This is a genomic window from Pontibacter deserti (genome assembly GCF_023630255.1).
GTDB classification, from domain to species: Bacteria; Bacteroidota; Bacteroidia; order Cytophagales; family Hymenobacteraceae; genus Pontibacter; species Pontibacter deserti.
Window position 1 is genome coordinate 410,323 of the sequence record NZ_JALPRS010000001.1, and the last position, 16,305, is coordinate 426,627.

Here is a 16,305-nt window from a genome sequence, read left to right on the forward strand (position 1 = left end):
GTCCTATGACATCCATGTCCTCGCCCTTCTGCATCTTGCAGCCATTATTCACACTTAAAACTTTTCAAACACAATGAAAACAATCTTTGATTTGCTGGAAAGAATTCTGGCAGCACTCATCCTAATGGGAGTGCAACACAAAAAGGTGCTGAGCCTAAAGGAAGCAGCCTGTTACCTGGACATCTCCAAACAGAAGCTGTACCAGATGACAAGCGAGCGTGCCATTGCTTATTCAAAACCATGCGAGCGGATTTTCTTCAGTCGCGATGTGCTGGAAGCTTGGGCCCTGAGCAATCCCGTTCTTTCAAAAGAAGAAATTGCGCTTGAAGCTATTTCAAGAAGCAAGAAAGGAAAGGGAAAATGGTAAAGCGACCTAATAACAAATCGGTGCTGCCTGCTATTATCCGGTTTCACCTTCTCTTGCTGGCAGCAGAAAAACTACTCTATGGAGAGCTGGTCGCCCTTTGCGGGAGAATCGATCATTGCTGGCCTAGTAACCGGTACTTAGCTGCTTTGTATGGTGTTAGTACCAAATCAATTTACCGGTGGCTAAAAAAACTTGAAAAGCTGGGCCTGATCCGGATCGTTCTCAACAAGGAGCAATTTAACAGGCGAGACATCTATTTGATGCCTTTACCCGAGACATCTGAAGACCAACATACAGACAGCCATGTCCCGGGGGCAGGACATCTGCGTCCTGCTAAAAAAGAGTCACTCTTTATATATAATAAGAATGACAGTAATAATGACAAAAGGAATGGCGAGAGGGAATGGAAAGCAAAAACGCTCACGCCCACCACTACACTTGAATCATTTACTTTTTTAAGGGGACATTTTCCAACCCTGGAGCAGGTGCATCACAGCATGATGAGCCAGTCAGGAGAAGACACCCCTAAACAAGAGCTTGCAGACGAAGCAAAGCGTTTTTTTAACCATTATACTTCCAATGGCTGGATGGTCGGTAAAGCGCCCATGCGAGACCTGCAAGCCTCCGTGGCCAAGTGGCTGGATAATGCACCTTATTTCAATAAACAACGAAACCCAAACTATGAACAACATAGCCGATATAATCCGAAACAATCCCCATACGCGCATCTTCATACCAAACGATACGACAGTGACACGTTCTAATCCATTTCAAGGGAAGACAGCTGAACAAGGTTTGGCTGAACTGGCGAGAACACATCAATATTTAGCAGAAACCAGATACCCAGCCTGGCACCCAGAGTTGAATATTACCGAAAAGAACCGGAAGGCAGTACTTAAGTTTTGTGCTGCCATCACGCAAGACCTGGATGCACTTCGTGCATTTGGGATGCGACCGGGTAGAGGAGTACTGCTAAGCGGACCTACCAGTGTAGGGAAGACGCATTTACTGGAACTGGTAAAGTATTACCTGAGCTTCACTGATAAAGATCAACCATTGGTTATTACCAAGGCCCAGGAGGTTCAGTATGCTTATGCTAAAAAAGACAAAGACCAGGGTGGTAACCAAGCCTTCAAACGCATCGCTTACAAGAAACATCACAATGGGCTCATTGTCAACCAGAGTTTTGATGACATCCTATCAGAAAGACCTACTTCACAGTGGGGAGAGCCGCCTGTTTTTGCTTTTGCTGAACTGATCCCCATGCGGGAAGAGCTATTCACAACACAAGGAGTATTGTCCCACTTTACAACAAACTACCGCAGCCAAGAGATAAGTGAGCGCTACGGAGAACGGGTACTGGAACGCCTGAAATGGATGTGCGAAATCATCTTGTTCCCTGAAGATGCCACGAACTGGCGTGCTTACAATCCTTATAACCTAACCCTTAATTAAGTATGAAAACGAAAGCAGATCCTACGACCCCTGTAGCTACCCGCATCAATACCTGCATTGAAGAGCAGTTACGTAAAGGGGCAGCTAGTTTGAATATGAGTATGTCTCAATACATCGGCTACCTGCTCACTATTACTCTTTATGGTTCCGATGTACACGAGCTACAGGAAAAATTAATAGAGTTGACCCAGCAACTGGAAGTGATGCAAGCCCAACTTGAACAGGAGAAAGCAGCAATCTGGAAACAGGAACCCTATGCATCTTTTCTTCAAAAGGTGCTCCACAACGACAGTATACTAGCGACATTATATACAACTTACATTACAAGACCAGTACCAGTTAGAATGTTGATAGATCAAAGTTTCTACCCGGGTGTATTTTTGAATGGTGTCAAAGAAGAAGATAAAGTATTTCACTTCACTGGGACATATGGGTGGAGTTATGCTGATGCCAAGAAATCTCATGTCACCATTACTAATAGGAAATAATCATGGAAGATTTTGATATAGTACTCACGCCCGCAGACCTGGAATTTGGGCCTATGGCAGAAACAGGAGAGAAGAGTTTTTCCGGTGTGATCTGTATAGCAGTTTTAGTCATCGGTATTGTCCTAGGCGCAGTACTTTACCAGGCTCTGAAAGAAGAATTGCCTAAACGTGAAAAGCTTTAACCTTATCACCTTCAATACAGCCTAAACAAAAACAGGATGCCACACCAGCATCCTGTTTTTGTTTTATCTAAGCTTAATTAAAATGCTAGTTTGAAAGGTAGGGTGATAGCGTAACAAAATGTAACATTATATACATACACGCAACATAAATACTTAACTTTTTCTATATTTAGGAACACGCACCGCAAGGATTGTAGCTGTAACCATTTGTAACAGTGCTTTCCGGAAATTAAACTGTGCATTTTTAACTCATTTAAAAACTAGAAAACAAACTGAATTTTTGTTTCTATGAAGCTACTGGATAAATGGTGGGTATCGCTCTTTATTTACCTATGGGCCATCCTGTTTGTGATAGGTTTTGAGATAAGCAGGATCTATAACCAGTATGTGCTATACATAGCATTAGCAGCAGGCGTATTGGTCTTTGTCTCTATTGTGTATCAACTTTCCAAAAAGCGATGGCTTAAGGCAGTAGCCGGAATTATGCTTTCCTTTGGTATTACAGTAACAGGTATTGTCGTGATCTTTTTAGCCGGAGCCTTTAACAGTGTAACAAAAGGTAACACCAACGCTTTAGATACAACTTATTATAAAGCGGAATTTGAAGACCATACTCGGTTACCTTTTCCTACCTCTGCCAAGATCCTTGTTAAAGATGAAACAGCACAAGGATTCGGTTTTGAAAATGAATTTGATGCGCACTGCCTGATCCGGTTGTCGAAAGCTGAATATCAGCAGTTGCTGTCTTCTATTAATGCTGATCCGGAATTTTCGAGAGATAATACTGCACCAGATTTTAGCGGAACAGTACTGGCCGGAAAGGTAAAAGCAGCGGACTTTTCCGCTTCGTATTCCCATGATGATCCGGGCTATAGCTGGTACGCGGTTAGCTTTCATGAAGACGGAGAAAGGGTAGCTTTAAAGGTTTCTACTTACTAAGTGCGGAATGAAAATAATAGTGTTACAAATTGTAACAAAACGTAACAAGCAATATCAAGTAATCAAAAGAGATGTGCGGCAGGTATTCCATTGCTATTACGGTAAAAGATAAAAACAACAAAGCTTCGCGCGTAGCCCGGCTGCTAGAGAAGTATAAGTTAGAAGCGCATTACAATGCCGCGCCTTCGCAGTTGTTACCTGTTGTAACAGCAGATGAACCGGACAAGATACAGCTCTTTTCCTGGGGCTTAGTACCGCATTGGTCTAAGGATCAACACCACGGAAATAAACCAATCAATGCCCGTGCGGAAACACTGCTGGAGAAGCCAAGTTTCCGGGAACTGGTCAGCCGCAGGCACTGCCTGGTTCCGGCAGATGGCTTTTATGAATGGCGGAAAACAGCATCCGGAAAAGTGCCTTACCGCTTTCTGTTAAAAAGTGAAGAACTCTTTTCTTTTGCAGGACTCTGGGATGAGTGGGCGGATACGGAAACAGGTGAAATGCAGCGGACTTTTACCATTATTACGATGGAAGCAAATGAGCTGGTAAAGCCAACACACGACCGAATGCCGGTCATTCTTTCACCGGAAAAAGAAGAGGCTTGGCTCGATGTAACAAAAGGTAACAACTTGTTACAGCAATTCCTACGGCCTTTTCCGGCAGAGGAAATGAAGAGTTATGCTGTGTCTGCATTGGTGAATTCTGTTTCTAACAATTCCGCTAATTTGTTACAGCAGGTACCGGAGCAAGGAAGTTTGTTTTAGGCTTGTAACAATTTGTTACTCACATTTTATGGACATGCTATATATAACTTACAACTTTAGTTTAAAAAAAACTAAAGTTTACTTCAGCTGCGCGATAGCTAGTGTATCATATAAGGCAGCCAGTTTTATACAGAAAATAAGAATTCCTTGTATGCTCACCTAAATTTTTAAAAGCAATAATGAAGAAGAAAATTCTTTTATTAGTCATCCTTGTTGCCGTGCTAGCAGGACTACTGGCTTTCCCATTTCGTCACAAGATAAAAAGGAAAATAAGGTATGTAACAGACAGGAGCATGAACCTTATTTTTGGCCGATCAAACAGCTGTGATAATTGCGCAACGCTGTTTGATGATAAGGTAACAATCCATGAGCAAGCTTATTTAAATGAAGGCATACTACCACAAGATAGCGATGACGGGTTAAAGCTACTTTTAGCTAATGAAACATTAGTAGAACTCCGATCAAGTCAATATTACATTGTCCGGAATTTTAAGTATTCCAAGCCCTATTTGTTGCCAACGGCACAGGCGTTTATTGATACTCTAGCGAATACTTATACTTTCGAATGCAAGGCAAGGAAATTAACATACTTACCTTTTACCATATCAAGTGGTACCCGCTCGGTTGCTTCAGTTGAAAAGTTGATGAAAAGCAATAGCAATTCAATCAAGAACAGCAGTCACTTAAAAGGGAAAACCTTTGATGTGAGTTATACAGCTTTTGGTGACAACAAGCAGCAACTAAAAGCTTTTATTTCTGCTCTTGATCAGTTGCGCAGAGAAGAAAAGTGTTACGTGAAGTATGAGCGGAATGGCACGCTGCATATCACGGTCATCTAAAGATTTTTTGGGATGGGTGGTAATCTAAGCACATCTTGGTACCTCACAACAAAAATTGTTATTTAAAAATGAAGAAGGTTTATAAATGGATACTGCTGTGCTTACTATTATTTGTGTGCGCCGCTATAGTTATTGCTTACTTGTTATTTACTAAAACTGCAGAAGTGGTAATAGATAAGACGAAGTATCCTGTGACAGGAATAGATGTCTCTAACCATACTGGTAAAATTGATTTTAACCAGATTAAAGAGCAAGGAGTGGATTTTGTTTATGTTAAGGCTACTGAAGGTTCTAATTTCACAGACCAAAGTTTTGAGCGTAACTATAGTAATGCCAAGCTTGCAGGGATTCCTGTAGGTGCTTATCACTTCTTCAGGTTTAACAAGAGTGGCAAAGATCAGGCAAAGCATTTCCTAAAGCACATCAAAGGTAAACAGCTTGAGCTCCCCTTGGTACTGGACGTAGAAGATTGGGGAAATCCTAGTGGGATGAAAAGAGAGACAGTAACGGCAGAACTTCAGCATTTCATTGAAGATGTAGAAAAAGAAGTGAAAGAAGATGTAATGATCTATACCAATGAAAGTGGGTATAGATCATATATAAGTGGAAACTTTGATAATAAGAGTATTTGGATCTGTTCTTTTAGTAATAGTCCGAAGATTAATACAAAATGGACACTCTGGCAACACTCTCATATTGGTGAGTTAAATGGTGCAGAGGGCCGGATTGATTTAAATACTTTTAACGGAAGCAGGGTGGAGTGGAACACCTATTTGCTATCTAGATAGGATCAGAGGAGACTTTATGAAGAATTAAGGCTGTAAAATTAACTATATGAGAGGATTAGTAGTATTAAACTTAACACAATCAAAGTAGAAGAGAAAGCAGTAAGACTATAAGTTAGTTGCACTACAAAAGGTTGGTCCTGTTGCAGTAAGGATACACACTAATACATCAACAGGGCTAGGAAATGAAAATATGAAAATGTCACAATTTAAGTTACACATACAATAACTGAAATTGCTCCCTTTTCAGAATAGGTATAGTATACTTAAATGCTTCAATTTCATTTGTTTTACTTAATTGTATCGGATTGCAAATGAGCTTGGTCTGTTATTAAGATCCTCAACATTATCTTTTGATTTTCTTAAGTAACATATAAAGACATAGGATTTTCTAGTAAGCAATATTACAAATTCACCATAGCCAAAAAAGTTATTCTTTGGCATAAATTCTTGATGCATTGTTTCTGATGCTCCAAGTAAATCATATAATGTGCCTCCAAACAGAAAGGGGCCAACATTACCTTTTGCTATAATAGCCTCTGAAGATTTAAAATGCTTAAATTCAGAAAGATCATTATAGTCACTACCATAAACTGGATGATTATACTTTTCACTACTTAGAATCTCATATCTTACAGAATCATTCATTTCAAAAGCTTTGGAAAGTATCAAACTACTATCAGCTTCATTCATGAAAATAAGGGCTTCTCTATCATCTTCATCTACAATAGACTTGTAACCATTTGGAATATATACATTAAGATTGTTCCTGTCAATCATTTCCAATTGCTCCTTAGTTAAAGAGTCAACCATTGAGGATTGGTTAAAAGGAAATTGATCTGCAACACTCAAGAAGTAAGTTGTTTTATTTATTGCCTTGTTTTCAGAGCAAGAAAAATGGATGAGGATTACGAATAGGTAGATGCAATACTTCTTCATTGTTTTCTAAGATTTTTAATGCCATACCATTATAATTATGGAATGATCTGATAAGTAATTTGGAGACTAAAAAATTACATAGGGCCTAATGAATAATCCGTAACTGTTCTATTCTGAACGTCATAAATCATTACATCACCTGCATAACAACAGTCAAAGGAAATTTCAAGGAAATCTAGAGTGTCTTGTTTGAAAGGTTCTACTGATTTTACTTCCATTTCGCAAAAGTTTCCGGTACTTGTTATTTTGTTTTCCTTTACATAGAGACATGCCTTATAAATGTATTCGTAGTTCTTCTTATTTGAATCAATTGAACTACAATCGCAATTTTCTTTTTGTAATGCATCGTACTTATTTCTTATAATAATTAAAAGTACGACAGCAGTTATGATTAGAAAAGCTGAAATCAAAATTACAAATGCCGTTTTAAACCAGGCCTTTTTTATCCTTTTTCGCTCTAAAAGTACTAGAAGTATAATAAAAGCTAGAAGTATAATGAAGTGTGAATTGAGAGTTAAGTTAACTGGAGAGCCTTCAATACATATGATTAATAGTAGATAGACTACAACATACATCTTCCAATTTAAAAATCTCTTTTTTAAAACTTTGATGTTTAATTCTTCTTTAGGTTCCACAAGTTTGTTGTTAAACTTTATTCCTTCGTGTTAATAATGTAATAGTGAGTTTGCATCTCAAAATTTAATTGAACTTTGTAAGACTCTTTTGATTAAAGAAAATGTAGTATTCGGATTTATACTTTTTTATAGTAGCAGGCTTAGTCTACATATTCACAAGAATAGGGTGTTACAATATTCTTCATTTCTGTTATCATCCAAGTAGTTGTACCATCAGTAAAGTTTATTTTCTCAAGCTTAATATCTTGTTGATAGCATTTCATCCCACTGTATGGGTGGATTGTTGAATAATTGACTCTGAAAACTCCTTGAGACTCAGTTTGTTGTATGGAATTAGCCTTTTCTATATAAGCATCGTTAATTCCCCCAAAATTATAGTAATCACAAAAGTCATCTTTGCCTTTGTCCTCCCATTCTTGAATAAAAGTTTTGAGCCAGACTGCGTCACAATCATTGTTACTTAAAGCCCAAAAGAATTGTAGCATAGCTTGAGTAGCAGAATGTCCATTATCATCAAGATATGAACTTGAACTTGGAGACTGATAAATTTCACCAAGTGTTTTGGTGTAATCTAAGAATGAAATCGCATTTGTATCTGTAGTATCAACTTCTACAGCAGTAGTATCTACAACTGTTTCTTCAACAGTTGTTTCTTCCGTTTCATAAGCAATTTCTTCATTAGTATCCGATTTAAAATCAGCTACTGCTATTGTTCCAAATATTATGACAGCTAATAAAGACCAAATTATGGTTGATGTATAATCTTTCTTTCTTACTGTTGGGGTTATATTTGTTTTTGGGGACGATGATATGTGAACATAAGTAGGGGAATTAATATGAGAAGCTGGCTGAGTTTCTGATTTATACTTATTTCTAACAGGTGATATAGGTTGTTCTTTAGAGAAGTTAATATCAATTCTTCTTAAGCTATCAGTTATCGTGCGTTGTTTAACTTGAGAGCCATAGGAAATAATAAGTGTCTTACCCAGATATTGTTCTTTGTCAATTTTTAAGGGGGTTTCACCGATCTTTTGCAAAGTAGATTTTAGAACAGTAGCTCCCGCAGGACTGGATAAGATTTCAATAAACCGAGAGGATAGCCTATCACCTTGTGAAGCTTCAGGATTGGCCTCTGCTAATGTTTCTGTCTTATTTACATTTTTCGGTGCAATAGACTGCTCAATACTATAGAGTATTGGCTTATCAACTGAAGAAACAGGAGACTTACAGAAGTACTCTAAGCTGTTTAAATAAAAGGACAACGCTGGTTTATTGAGGTTATAGAGCCGCTGGACCAGCTTAGAGTTCCTGAAATTCTTGAAATCTTCACCAGTGAAAAGTAGGTTGTCGAGCGTATTATAACCTCCTTGCATCACTTCCAACCAAAGACTTTTGTCGTACTTCAGTGCTTCAAGTGCGCAGAGAATTACCCAAAATGAAAAGCGATCTATTTTCTCATTATAATAAGCCTGAGTTCTTTTAGGATGCTGAAACTCGGAACGACCGTGCTCTAAATTCGTCTTGTTAGCAAATTCAGGTATATACAAGCCATCATAATCAATCAGCTTAATTACAGGATTACCTGAAGAATCTTTGGTTACAAGAACGTTACCACACTGTATGTCTCCATGGCCAATGGAGTGCTTCTCTAAGCTATCACTAACCTTAACAATTTGTTCCTGGAGCTTCGTTAAAATAGTATCGTTGTGCAGGTTATCTGAAATATACTTATTCAGAAGCTGTCCATTTACCCACTCCATTTTAACGACCGGGTAATAACGTCCATGTACATCTATTTCATCTTCCAGAATCTCAATCTCGGTGCACCAGCTTTCATTAATGCCTTCCAGGTAGTTGCTAATGCTCCTATACCTATCTAGCGTTTCATTGTCAGCACTTATAAAACAACGAATGGCATACTCTTTAGACTGGGCTTTCGCTTTAAACACGACAGCATATGCACCTGAGCCATAGGAGTAAATTTTAACAGGAAGTGTGCGTGATGGTACAAAACTTAAACCATGCAAAGATCTGAAAGCATCTGTCCCATGAGTTTTGATAACCTGGTTATACTCAGCTATAGTTGGGAACATTATTCTTTAATTTCAGTAGGATCAGTCTGCTTTACTGAATCGGTTTTCTTAACTGTATTAACCTTTTGAGTTGATACTTTCTCTTCGCTTAGTTTGGCTTCCTGAGACTTTTGTTCTATAGTAGGTTTATCTGTTTTTTTATCTTCTGTTGGAGCTAGAGTTTCTTTTGACTTCGCTGTTGAAGTATTACGAACTACAGGTTTTTCTATCTTAGGCTCAGGTGTAACAATTGCTTCTTTTTTAATGCTATTAGAATCAAGAATTACGGATGTCTCATTTGATAAAGGTTGACTATTAGCAACCAATTTTAGTCTGTCAATTTCAGCTTGTAAATTGTTAATTGTTGCATCCCGCTCTGCAATAATGGCTGATTGGTTACTAGAGTCTTGTTTGGAAGCTCCGGGTTTTACAATAATGAAATAAGCGAATAGTAAAGTATTTAGTAGTACCAGTCCCACAAGTAATAATAGTATTGTTTGTTGAGACTTAGAACTTTGTTTTACCTGGTGTAATTCATTACCAATTTGGTTAACAGAGTTTGTTATGTGTTGCATTTCGATTTCTGATAAATCGCTTGATTGGCTCAAGCTTGATGGGTTTGAAACAAATGATGGTATAAATTCTGATTTTTTCTCTCTCGGAAAACTGAAGTCAATAGGGGGTGTTATTTCCGAAACTTTGTTGGAAGAAAAGTTATAGATAACTAAAGCTGTAATATCATCTTCTTCCAATTCTTTGCCATCCCACCGAGCTAAACAGAAGTCTTTAAAGCTATCAAAGTCTTCTATCTGAATTAAGTCATGTATATAATTTGGGTGCTTCAGGAATAACCTGCTCAAAGCATCAGTAGCTAGCACAATTATAGACTCGTCTTGTAATGGTAGCTCTTTTTGCCAAAATATATTAGTCTCTGTTTCGTTGCTCAATAAACTCTCCGTGTTCAGGAAAAACTGATTTCTATCTAGAGCCTCCGCTGAGTCAAATGGGAAAGCATTTGTTCCATCAGGGTTGATGATAAACAAATTTGAATCACCAACACTTGTAACATGGATTGCCTTATTACCTATAAGTTGTAAACCTAAAAATGTAGCAGTAGCGCCTTTTTTGAGTTTTTCTCGCTCAAGGGATGCCTTAGCAGGATTTGCGCTGAATTTGTAGTCCTGACACTTAAACTCACTTGCTTCTTGAGTAAAAGAAGCAAGCAATTTTGCACTGTCAAATTCGGGATTAGATATGAACTTCTGAGTAAGCAGCGAAGCCCAGACTTCGGAATTAAAACTTTGAGTTGTCCCGTCAGCAATGGCATAGACATGATCATTTGGTGAGATACCAAATTTGTCCTGAATAAACTTATACTCATAAGATGCCCGCTTATGAAGTTGGAAAACTTTGATAGCCATTATTGCGGGGTACCAATATTTAAGAAGTTGATCAGGTCCGTTGCATTTCCGTTGAAAACATAGCCTTTCGCCCTATCATGTATATTATAGCCCTTTTGCTGCGCGATCCGAATCATGTTCTCATTTAATGGTGTAGAAATATCAAACAACAGCTGCGCAAATTTATCCTGTACCTCTGGTGTGTCATTAGGGAAAAGCACTCTATCACCAGTAGCGGAAGAAATATGAATATTTAAAATGCTCACCGGGCCATAGTTCGTACTAAGCATTTGTAATTGCTCAGCCTCTTTCTTAAGCAGATTAAAATCACGACCTGCATCTGTTGCTTCACCATCTGTTATATTAATGACAATAGGAGGGTGGCAGTCCCTATGATTTCCCCAATTTATCCAGTCCTGGCATAGTCTTCTAGCATTTTCAAAGGCTTTCGTCATCGGTGTAGCACTTTGTGCGTAAGGTTTAATCCAGATAGGTTTATCGTTTTCCTGACCAAGCGGGTATTCAAATATGTCGTTAATTGATACGACCCATTTATTGGTTAATTGACCTTCCCAACCTGATTGTACTTTATCACCATCTTTACCATAGCCGAGTATAGCTAGCTCAAAACGATTCTTAAGTTCTCCACCACTACCAATACATCTGAGACCTACTTCATAAATGACATCATTGATGGCATTTGCTAACTCCACTGATTTACTATGAGAAGCATTACCAAATCTACCATCCATAGATCCACTCTGATCTATAAGATAAACTATAAGGCATGGATTTGTACTGCTTATAGTTAAGTTTCTAATATCAAACATTGTGTTGTAAAATTTTATCTATAAAGTTCTCCGCTTTGATATTCACTTGTTGTGGTGCTTTGCGTAGTGTATTCCTGCGTTGGGGTAGCATGGTTGTTATGCCCACCACTGTAGCCACCCTGGTAGCCCTTTGTTGTATTTGGTGTTATGATTTGAGACTGATAGTTACTCCCAGGTGTAGCACTTGAAGTGCCCTTTGGATTAGCTCCGTACTTATTCCAACCATTTTCTCCTTCAGAAAAGATGAGCCAAAGTACATAGAAGGGTATAATTTGCCACCAGCCATTATTTCCTAAATCATGGCAACGTTTTGCGCCTTGTGCCCATAAAAACCAAAGCATTGGTATATAAGCTAAACCAAGCAATGCTGTGTCGTCTGAGTAGTTGTCCGCTTCAAGAATTGTTGAAATAAAAGCTTGGGCAATAACATATAGAATAAAGCTTATGCCGAATTCAGTTCTTCTAATTCGGCCTTCAAATGAGAAAGGATTTTTAAACATGTTTGTTTGGATAAAAGTTGAACGTATGTATTGTTTAAAGCATATTTCAATAGTATTCTATGGTTCTTTTAACTAAAGTTTCTTGGTCATCAACTACAATTAACAATTCGGTCCAATTACCATTAATATCATAGTTATCATAGACAAGTCTAATTGGGCATTTAATACCTTCAGAAGTTTTACTTATTCTATGATCTCTACTCCAATATTTGGTATCGATAACATTACCTCGAGAGTTATAAATGAACTCTAAACTATCTATAAATAGCCCTTGGTAATGCTCTACTTTATGTGTCAAAAGTGAATCATTGTAATAATATTTAAAGTGAGGATATTGTATGTTATGCTCCAAATATTCTACAGTATTTCCCATCTTATCTTTTACTTCAAATGGCCCCCATAACTTACCTTCACGAGTAAGTACATCTGTATTCATTCTTTTATTTATTGTATCAACTGTATAGTAGACATTATTTGTTAATGTCCAATAACTATTTGGATAGGTATGGTAATTTGCCGTATGTATAATTTCACCTTCAGAATCTATATTATTAACTTTTACAAGCTGGTTTTGGCCGTTATAGTAATATAAAGATTCTCCACCTATATGGAGCCCATCCAGATCATTAGAATATCTGGTTTTAACTTTATTACCAGTTGAGTCAAAAAATGCTATAACATATTTTGAAATCTTATTCTCTGAGTCAACATTGCCACTGCATTGGGATATGAATTGTGTAGGATTAAGATATTCAGTTTCTGTTGTTACAGACTTTACCTTTCCTCTCAAGTCATAGCTCCGAAGAACATTTCCATTATAAGGTTCAAGTTCTATGGATTCCTCACATGATAATAAAATTATTGAGGCACCTAAGAATGATAGTACTAGAGATAATTTATATATTATTTTCAAAGGGTTATAGTTTAGATATAAATTATAAACTCTTGCTAGTCAGATTCAGACGTTGAATATTGACTGCAAAATTCAAGTTTGCTTCTCCTACACCTGATGTTGTGATGCCTATAACTTCACCACGCATGTTGAAGAGTGGACCACCACTACTGCCATTTGTTATTTCAGCAGTAGTTTGAATCAGCTTGTTGTCATCCCGATAACTGGAAACGATACCTGTTGAAAGTGTATGTTCAAGGCCTTTAGGATTCCCAATCGCAAAGACATCTTCACCAATTGCTGATAAGGACCTCGCAATAGGTACAAAGGGAACTTTATCACCTTGTGTGTTTACTTTGAAAAGTACGTAGTCAAGGTCGTTTGCATCGCTTGATCTTAATATTTTTGATACTTCGTAAGTAGTACCATCATACATTTTGATGTAATGGGTATGAAATCCACTAAAAACGTGCTGGTTGCTGATGCCAATACCATCTGCTGATATGAAGAATCCGCTACCTTGCGCACCACTTTGGCCATCATTCGTAGATAAAACCAGGAATACTCCTTTTTTGCTCTTTTCGTAAAGTGAGCTCAAGCCAGAAGTGTTATTAACCTCGGTTACCGGTGTATTTCTAGCACCTCTTTCCGGTTTAATTCTATCAGGCCTTGCAGCTGGAATTAACCCTTCAGATTGTGCAGTCAACTGTCGTCGTTTCGATTCTTTTCCAGACCTTGAACAACCTGAACAACCGCTGAGCGAAATTAGTAAGCAAGCTAAAAGTATGGTTTGTAATTTCATGTTATTAACTACAAGCTATCTCTTTTGTAAAAACTTACCCACTTTAGATGTTACTTGAATAGAGAATCTTCTATTATAGCCCTCATCTCTGGTATTTCTTGATTGGCCAAAGTACCCGCTACCTGCTATGATTACTTCACACTGACCTTTGAGTTTATTAAAGTCAATACCGTTATCCTTCCAAAAATTAAATAAAGCAAGAGCCCTTTCATAACTTAATTCGTAACCTCGATTAGGATCGGTAACCCAATTGTTTTTATATCTTTCTGTATTACCTTCAATAATAAGTAAGTATTCTATTTCTTTATTTGCTTGAACAAGAGTATTAACTTTATTATAAAGTTCTTCACCAGCTTGCATTAACTGATCAAGTTCATGCAAACTCAAATTTGATATATCTGACTCATTGGGTTTGAAAACTACATCTAATTTAAGTTTATAGCGTTTATTCTGATGATCAAAAGTGTAATAGTCTGGATCTAAAGTAGAAAGAGCTTTTTCTACATTTTGTATTTCATCAAACTTCTTCCTTTCAATAGTGAGTTGATTGTTAGCTTGATTTAAACTATCAATTTTTGCCCTTAAATCTTTAATTATAGTCGTTGAATCTTCGCAAGATTTAATGATTACTTGGTCTTGTTGTCTACCAAGTAAGGTTATAGAAAACAGAATCAGTATAATAAAAAATAGGCTCGTCATTAAGTCAGAAAAACCTACCCAGAAATAAGATGTTTTCTTCATAGCTAAAACTGAATCATGCCTTTGATGATAGCATATATGAGGAAACCTGCCAAACCTAAAAATCCTGTAGTATTTAGTGCTAGTAATGCAGTTACAGCCTTATAATTTTTCTGTTTGGTTTGTGCGCCGTTGCTTGTGAGGTGTTTGTTTAAAACCCGGAACTCATTAAGGAAGTCGTCGTTGATATTTGTTTCTTGCGTAGCCTTTTTTGAATTTTCTTTTAGTGCTGTAGCAAGGTCTTTCAAAGCTTGCAGCATTAGCTCTTGCTTTTCAGAACTTTCCTTACCTTGCTCTGCTAATAGTTGAAGGCCATCATCTATACCTTCTAATTTATCAAGTTGTTCAAATTTAGGTCGGGCTTCTGTAAATGCCTGGTCAAGCTGCATTACCTGTTCCTTTGTCATTGTCTCAACAGATTCAATGGCATATTCAAAGGCATCTTTGAGTTGCGGCTCCATTTCAATAGTAATCTCCTGTACTTCACGAATCTTTTGCTCAACAGCTTCTTTCATCACATTGATGCTCTCAGTTACATTGCGTTGAGCAGAATCAACAACCACATTTAAGGCATTGCCATGGTTTGTAAACTCAATCAGATGACTTGCCAAAAACTGATTAAGGTCTTTGTTCTGTGAGAAAGTAGCATCTATACCAGCTGCAATTCTTTCAACTTCTACAGTACGGCTAACTAGCGCTTTTAAGTTATTAGTTAGCTCTACAGTTTGTACCATAGAGTGGTTCAGCGTCTGATAATAATTGGCAAATTCATGGAATGATTCCATCATTTTACTTAGTTCCTTAAACACTGTTACGTTGGCTTTAGCCATCTTAGCGGTGTCAAGTTGTTCTACCATAGCCATCGTTCTTTCCTGCACTTTAATGGCTTCAAAAGATTTGTCCATTACAGCAGAAAGTTCTTTTATAGCAGGGTTGAGTGTATTGGCAAATCCTTTTAAGCGGTCGTTAAGTGCAGAGATACCAGAGGTTTCTGTTCGGATCAGTTCAGGTAACAGATTTACCTGTAAGAAAGAAAGGAATTTATTTTTGTTTTTCTCTGCCTCAGATTTCGCAGGACGATAGAAGAAAATGGATAGAGCTGTTGTCAGGCCGAGACCTATAGCGCTGGCAATCATGGCTATTTTCACACTTCCAAGAATGCTAGTTAGCATGTTGTCAATACTGGCAGCACCAGCTGAAGCGTCCATTTGGTATAACCCCAGTATTATACCCAACATGGTAGCAGCAAGACCCAGATAAAGAGGAGCAGGCATAGAGTTATTTATTTCCTCATCCAGCGAATCAATATTGCGATCTACAATATCTTTCAGGAGATGGTAGTCTGCTACTGAGCCTTTATTATTTACTAGATAGTTATTAATATCATCAAATATCTGTTGTTCAGCTTCCGTGATCGCAGGGTAATCCACTAATGCTACCTCAACAATTTTTTCATCCAATGATGTATAGGTATTTGTCTTAAGATGTTCTTTTATATCATCTAACCCTCCATCCTCAATCATACTAACAGGCACATCGCCTATGCGTATGATGGCATCATCAGTTTTTAAAAAAACTGATTTAAGATTGATGATTTTAAGATAGATATAATTATAAGCGATGTACACCTGGAGTGAAATTATTACTCCTATGATGAGGTATTCAATGAATTCCATAA

The 16,305-nt window shown here is 37.6% G+C and carries 19 protein-coding genes; 9 read left to right on the forward strand and 10 right to left on the reverse strand.

Annotated elements, in window-relative coordinates; translation table 11 throughout:
• Nucleotides 1-73: 73 nt before the first annotated feature.
• The 9 genes from MJ612_RS01670 (at nucleotide 74) to MJ612_RS01710 (ending at nucleotide 5,822) form a co-directional block, all read left to right on the forward strand.
• On the forward strand, nucleotides 74-367 hold the full coding sequence (locus MJ612_RS01670) for a helix-turn-helix domain-containing protein (RefSeq protein ID WP_187028832.1): 294 nt from the start codon (nucleotides 74-76) through the stop codon (nucleotides 365-367).
• Nucleotides 361-1,131 carry a helix-turn-helix domain-containing protein gene (locus MJ612_RS01675; RefSeq protein ID WP_187028834.1) on the forward strand — a complete coding sequence of 257 codons (771 nt, stop codon included), beginning with the start codon at nucleotides 361-363 and terminating at the stop codon, nucleotides 1,129-1,131. Before MJ612_RS01670 ends, MJ612_RS01675 begins: the two co-directional genes overlap by 7 nt.
• Complete coding sequence (locus MJ612_RS01680) at nucleotides 1,049-1,822, forward strand: P-loop NTPase family protein (RefSeq protein ID WP_187028836.1); 774 nt, start codon at nucleotides 1,049-1,051, stop codon at nucleotides 1,820-1,822. The genes MJ612_RS01675 and MJ612_RS01680 overlap by 83 nt, the downstream gene beginning before the upstream one ends.
• Nucleotides 1,823-1,824: 2 nt before the next feature.
• Complete coding sequence (locus MJ612_RS01685) at nucleotides 1,825-2,310, forward strand: DUF4200 domain-containing protein (protein ID WP_187028838.1); 486 nt, start codon at nucleotides 1,825-1,827, stop codon at nucleotides 2,308-2,310.
• A 2-nt stretch (nucleotides 2,311-2,312) separates the two neighbouring features.
• Nucleotides 2,313-2,492, forward strand: coding sequence for a hypothetical protein (locus MJ612_RS01690; RefSeq protein WP_187028840.1), 180 nt, complete (start codon nucleotides 2,313-2,315; stop codon nucleotides 2,490-2,492).
• A gap of 288 nt (nucleotides 2,493-2,780) precedes the next feature.
• A complete protein-coding gene (locus MJ612_RS01695; RefSeq protein ID WP_187028841.1) occupies nucleotides 2,781-3,431 on the forward strand; it encodes a hypothetical protein in 651 nt (216 codons plus the stop codon).
• A 71-nt stretch (nucleotides 3,432-3,502) separates the two neighbouring features.
• Entirely contained in the window at nucleotides 3,503-4,195 is a 693-nt protein-coding gene (locus MJ612_RS01700) for an SOS response-associated peptidase (RefSeq protein WP_187028843.1), read from the forward strand.
• Between the two features lie 179 nt (nucleotides 4,196-4,374).
• On the forward strand, nucleotides 4,375-5,034 hold the full coding sequence (locus tag MJ612_RS01705) for a DUF5715 family protein (protein ID WP_187028844.1): 660 nt from the start codon (nucleotides 4,375-4,377) through the stop codon (nucleotides 5,032-5,034).
• A gap of 68 nt (nucleotides 5,035-5,102) precedes the next feature.
• Entirely contained in the window at nucleotides 5,103-5,822 is a 720-nt protein-coding gene (locus MJ612_RS01710; RefSeq protein WP_187028846.1) for a glycoside hydrolase family 25 protein, read from the forward strand.
• A gap of 291 nt (nucleotides 5,823-6,113) precedes the next feature.
• Here MJ612_RS01710 and MJ612_RS01715 read toward each other — a convergent pair whose 3' ends face one another.
• The 10 genes from MJ612_RS01715 to MJ612_RS01760 form a co-directional block, all read right to left on the reverse strand.
• Nucleotides 6,114-6,758, reverse strand: a complete 645-nt coding sequence (locus tag MJ612_RS01715; RefSeq protein WP_187028848.1) for a hypothetical protein — start codon at nucleotides 6,756-6,758, stop codon at nucleotides 6,114-6,116.
• A gap of 74 nt (nucleotides 6,759-6,832) precedes the next feature.
• On the reverse strand, nucleotides 6,833-7,393 hold the full coding sequence (locus MJ612_RS01720; protein WP_187028850.1) for a hypothetical protein: 561 nt from the start codon (nucleotides 7,391-7,393) through the stop codon (nucleotides 6,833-6,835).
• A 140-nt stretch (nucleotides 7,394-7,533) separates the two neighbouring features.
• On the reverse strand, nucleotides 7,534-9,486 hold the full coding sequence (locus MJ612_RS01725; protein ID WP_187028851.1) for a protein kinase family protein: 1,953 nt from the start codon (nucleotides 9,484-9,486) through the stop codon (nucleotides 7,534-7,536).
• The gene (locus MJ612_RS01730; RefSeq protein ID WP_187028853.1) at nucleotides 9,486-10,886 is read right to left on the reverse strand and encodes a protein phosphatase 2C domain-containing protein; all 1,401 of its coding nucleotides are present in this window, start codon (nucleotides 10,884-10,886) and stop codon (nucleotides 9,486-9,488) included. The genes MJ612_RS01725 and MJ612_RS01730 overlap by 1 nt, the downstream gene beginning before the upstream one ends.
• Entirely contained in the window at nucleotides 10,886-11,617 is a 732-nt protein-coding gene (locus MJ612_RS01735; RefSeq protein WP_187028855.1) for a vWA domain-containing protein, read from the reverse strand. The genes MJ612_RS01730 and MJ612_RS01735 overlap by 1 nt, the downstream gene beginning before the upstream one ends.
• Before the next feature lie 92 nt (nucleotides 11,618-11,709).
• Entirely contained in the window at nucleotides 11,710-12,195 is a 486-nt protein-coding gene (locus MJ612_RS01740; RefSeq protein WP_187028857.1) for a DUF805 domain-containing protein, read from the reverse strand.
• Between the two features lie 46 nt (nucleotides 12,196-12,241).
• Nucleotides 12,242-13,108 (reverse strand): hypothetical protein, encoded by an 867-nt coding sequence (locus tag MJ612_RS01745; RefSeq protein ID WP_187028859.1) that lies wholly within the window; start codon nucleotides 13,106-13,108, stop codon nucleotides 12,242-12,244.
• Nucleotides 13,109-13,130: 22 nt separating this feature from the next.
• Nucleotides 13,131-13,889 (reverse strand): S1C family serine protease, encoded by a 759-nt coding sequence (locus tag MJ612_RS01750; RefSeq protein ID WP_187028861.1) that lies wholly within the window; start codon nucleotides 13,887-13,889, stop codon nucleotides 13,131-13,133.
• A 15-nt stretch (nucleotides 13,890-13,904) separates the two neighbouring features.
• On the reverse strand, nucleotides 13,905-14,630 hold the full coding sequence (locus MJ612_RS01755) for a hypothetical protein (RefSeq protein WP_187028863.1): 726 nt from the start codon (nucleotides 14,628-14,630) through the stop codon (nucleotides 13,905-13,907).
• 2 nt (nucleotides 14,631-14,632) lie between these two features.
• The gene (locus MJ612_RS01760) at nucleotides 14,633-16,303 is read right to left on the reverse strand and encodes a hypothetical protein (RefSeq protein ID WP_187028865.1); all 1,671 of its coding nucleotides are present in this window, start codon (nucleotides 16,301-16,303) and stop codon (nucleotides 14,633-14,635) included.
• Nucleotides 16,304-16,305: the final 2 nt, after the last annotated feature.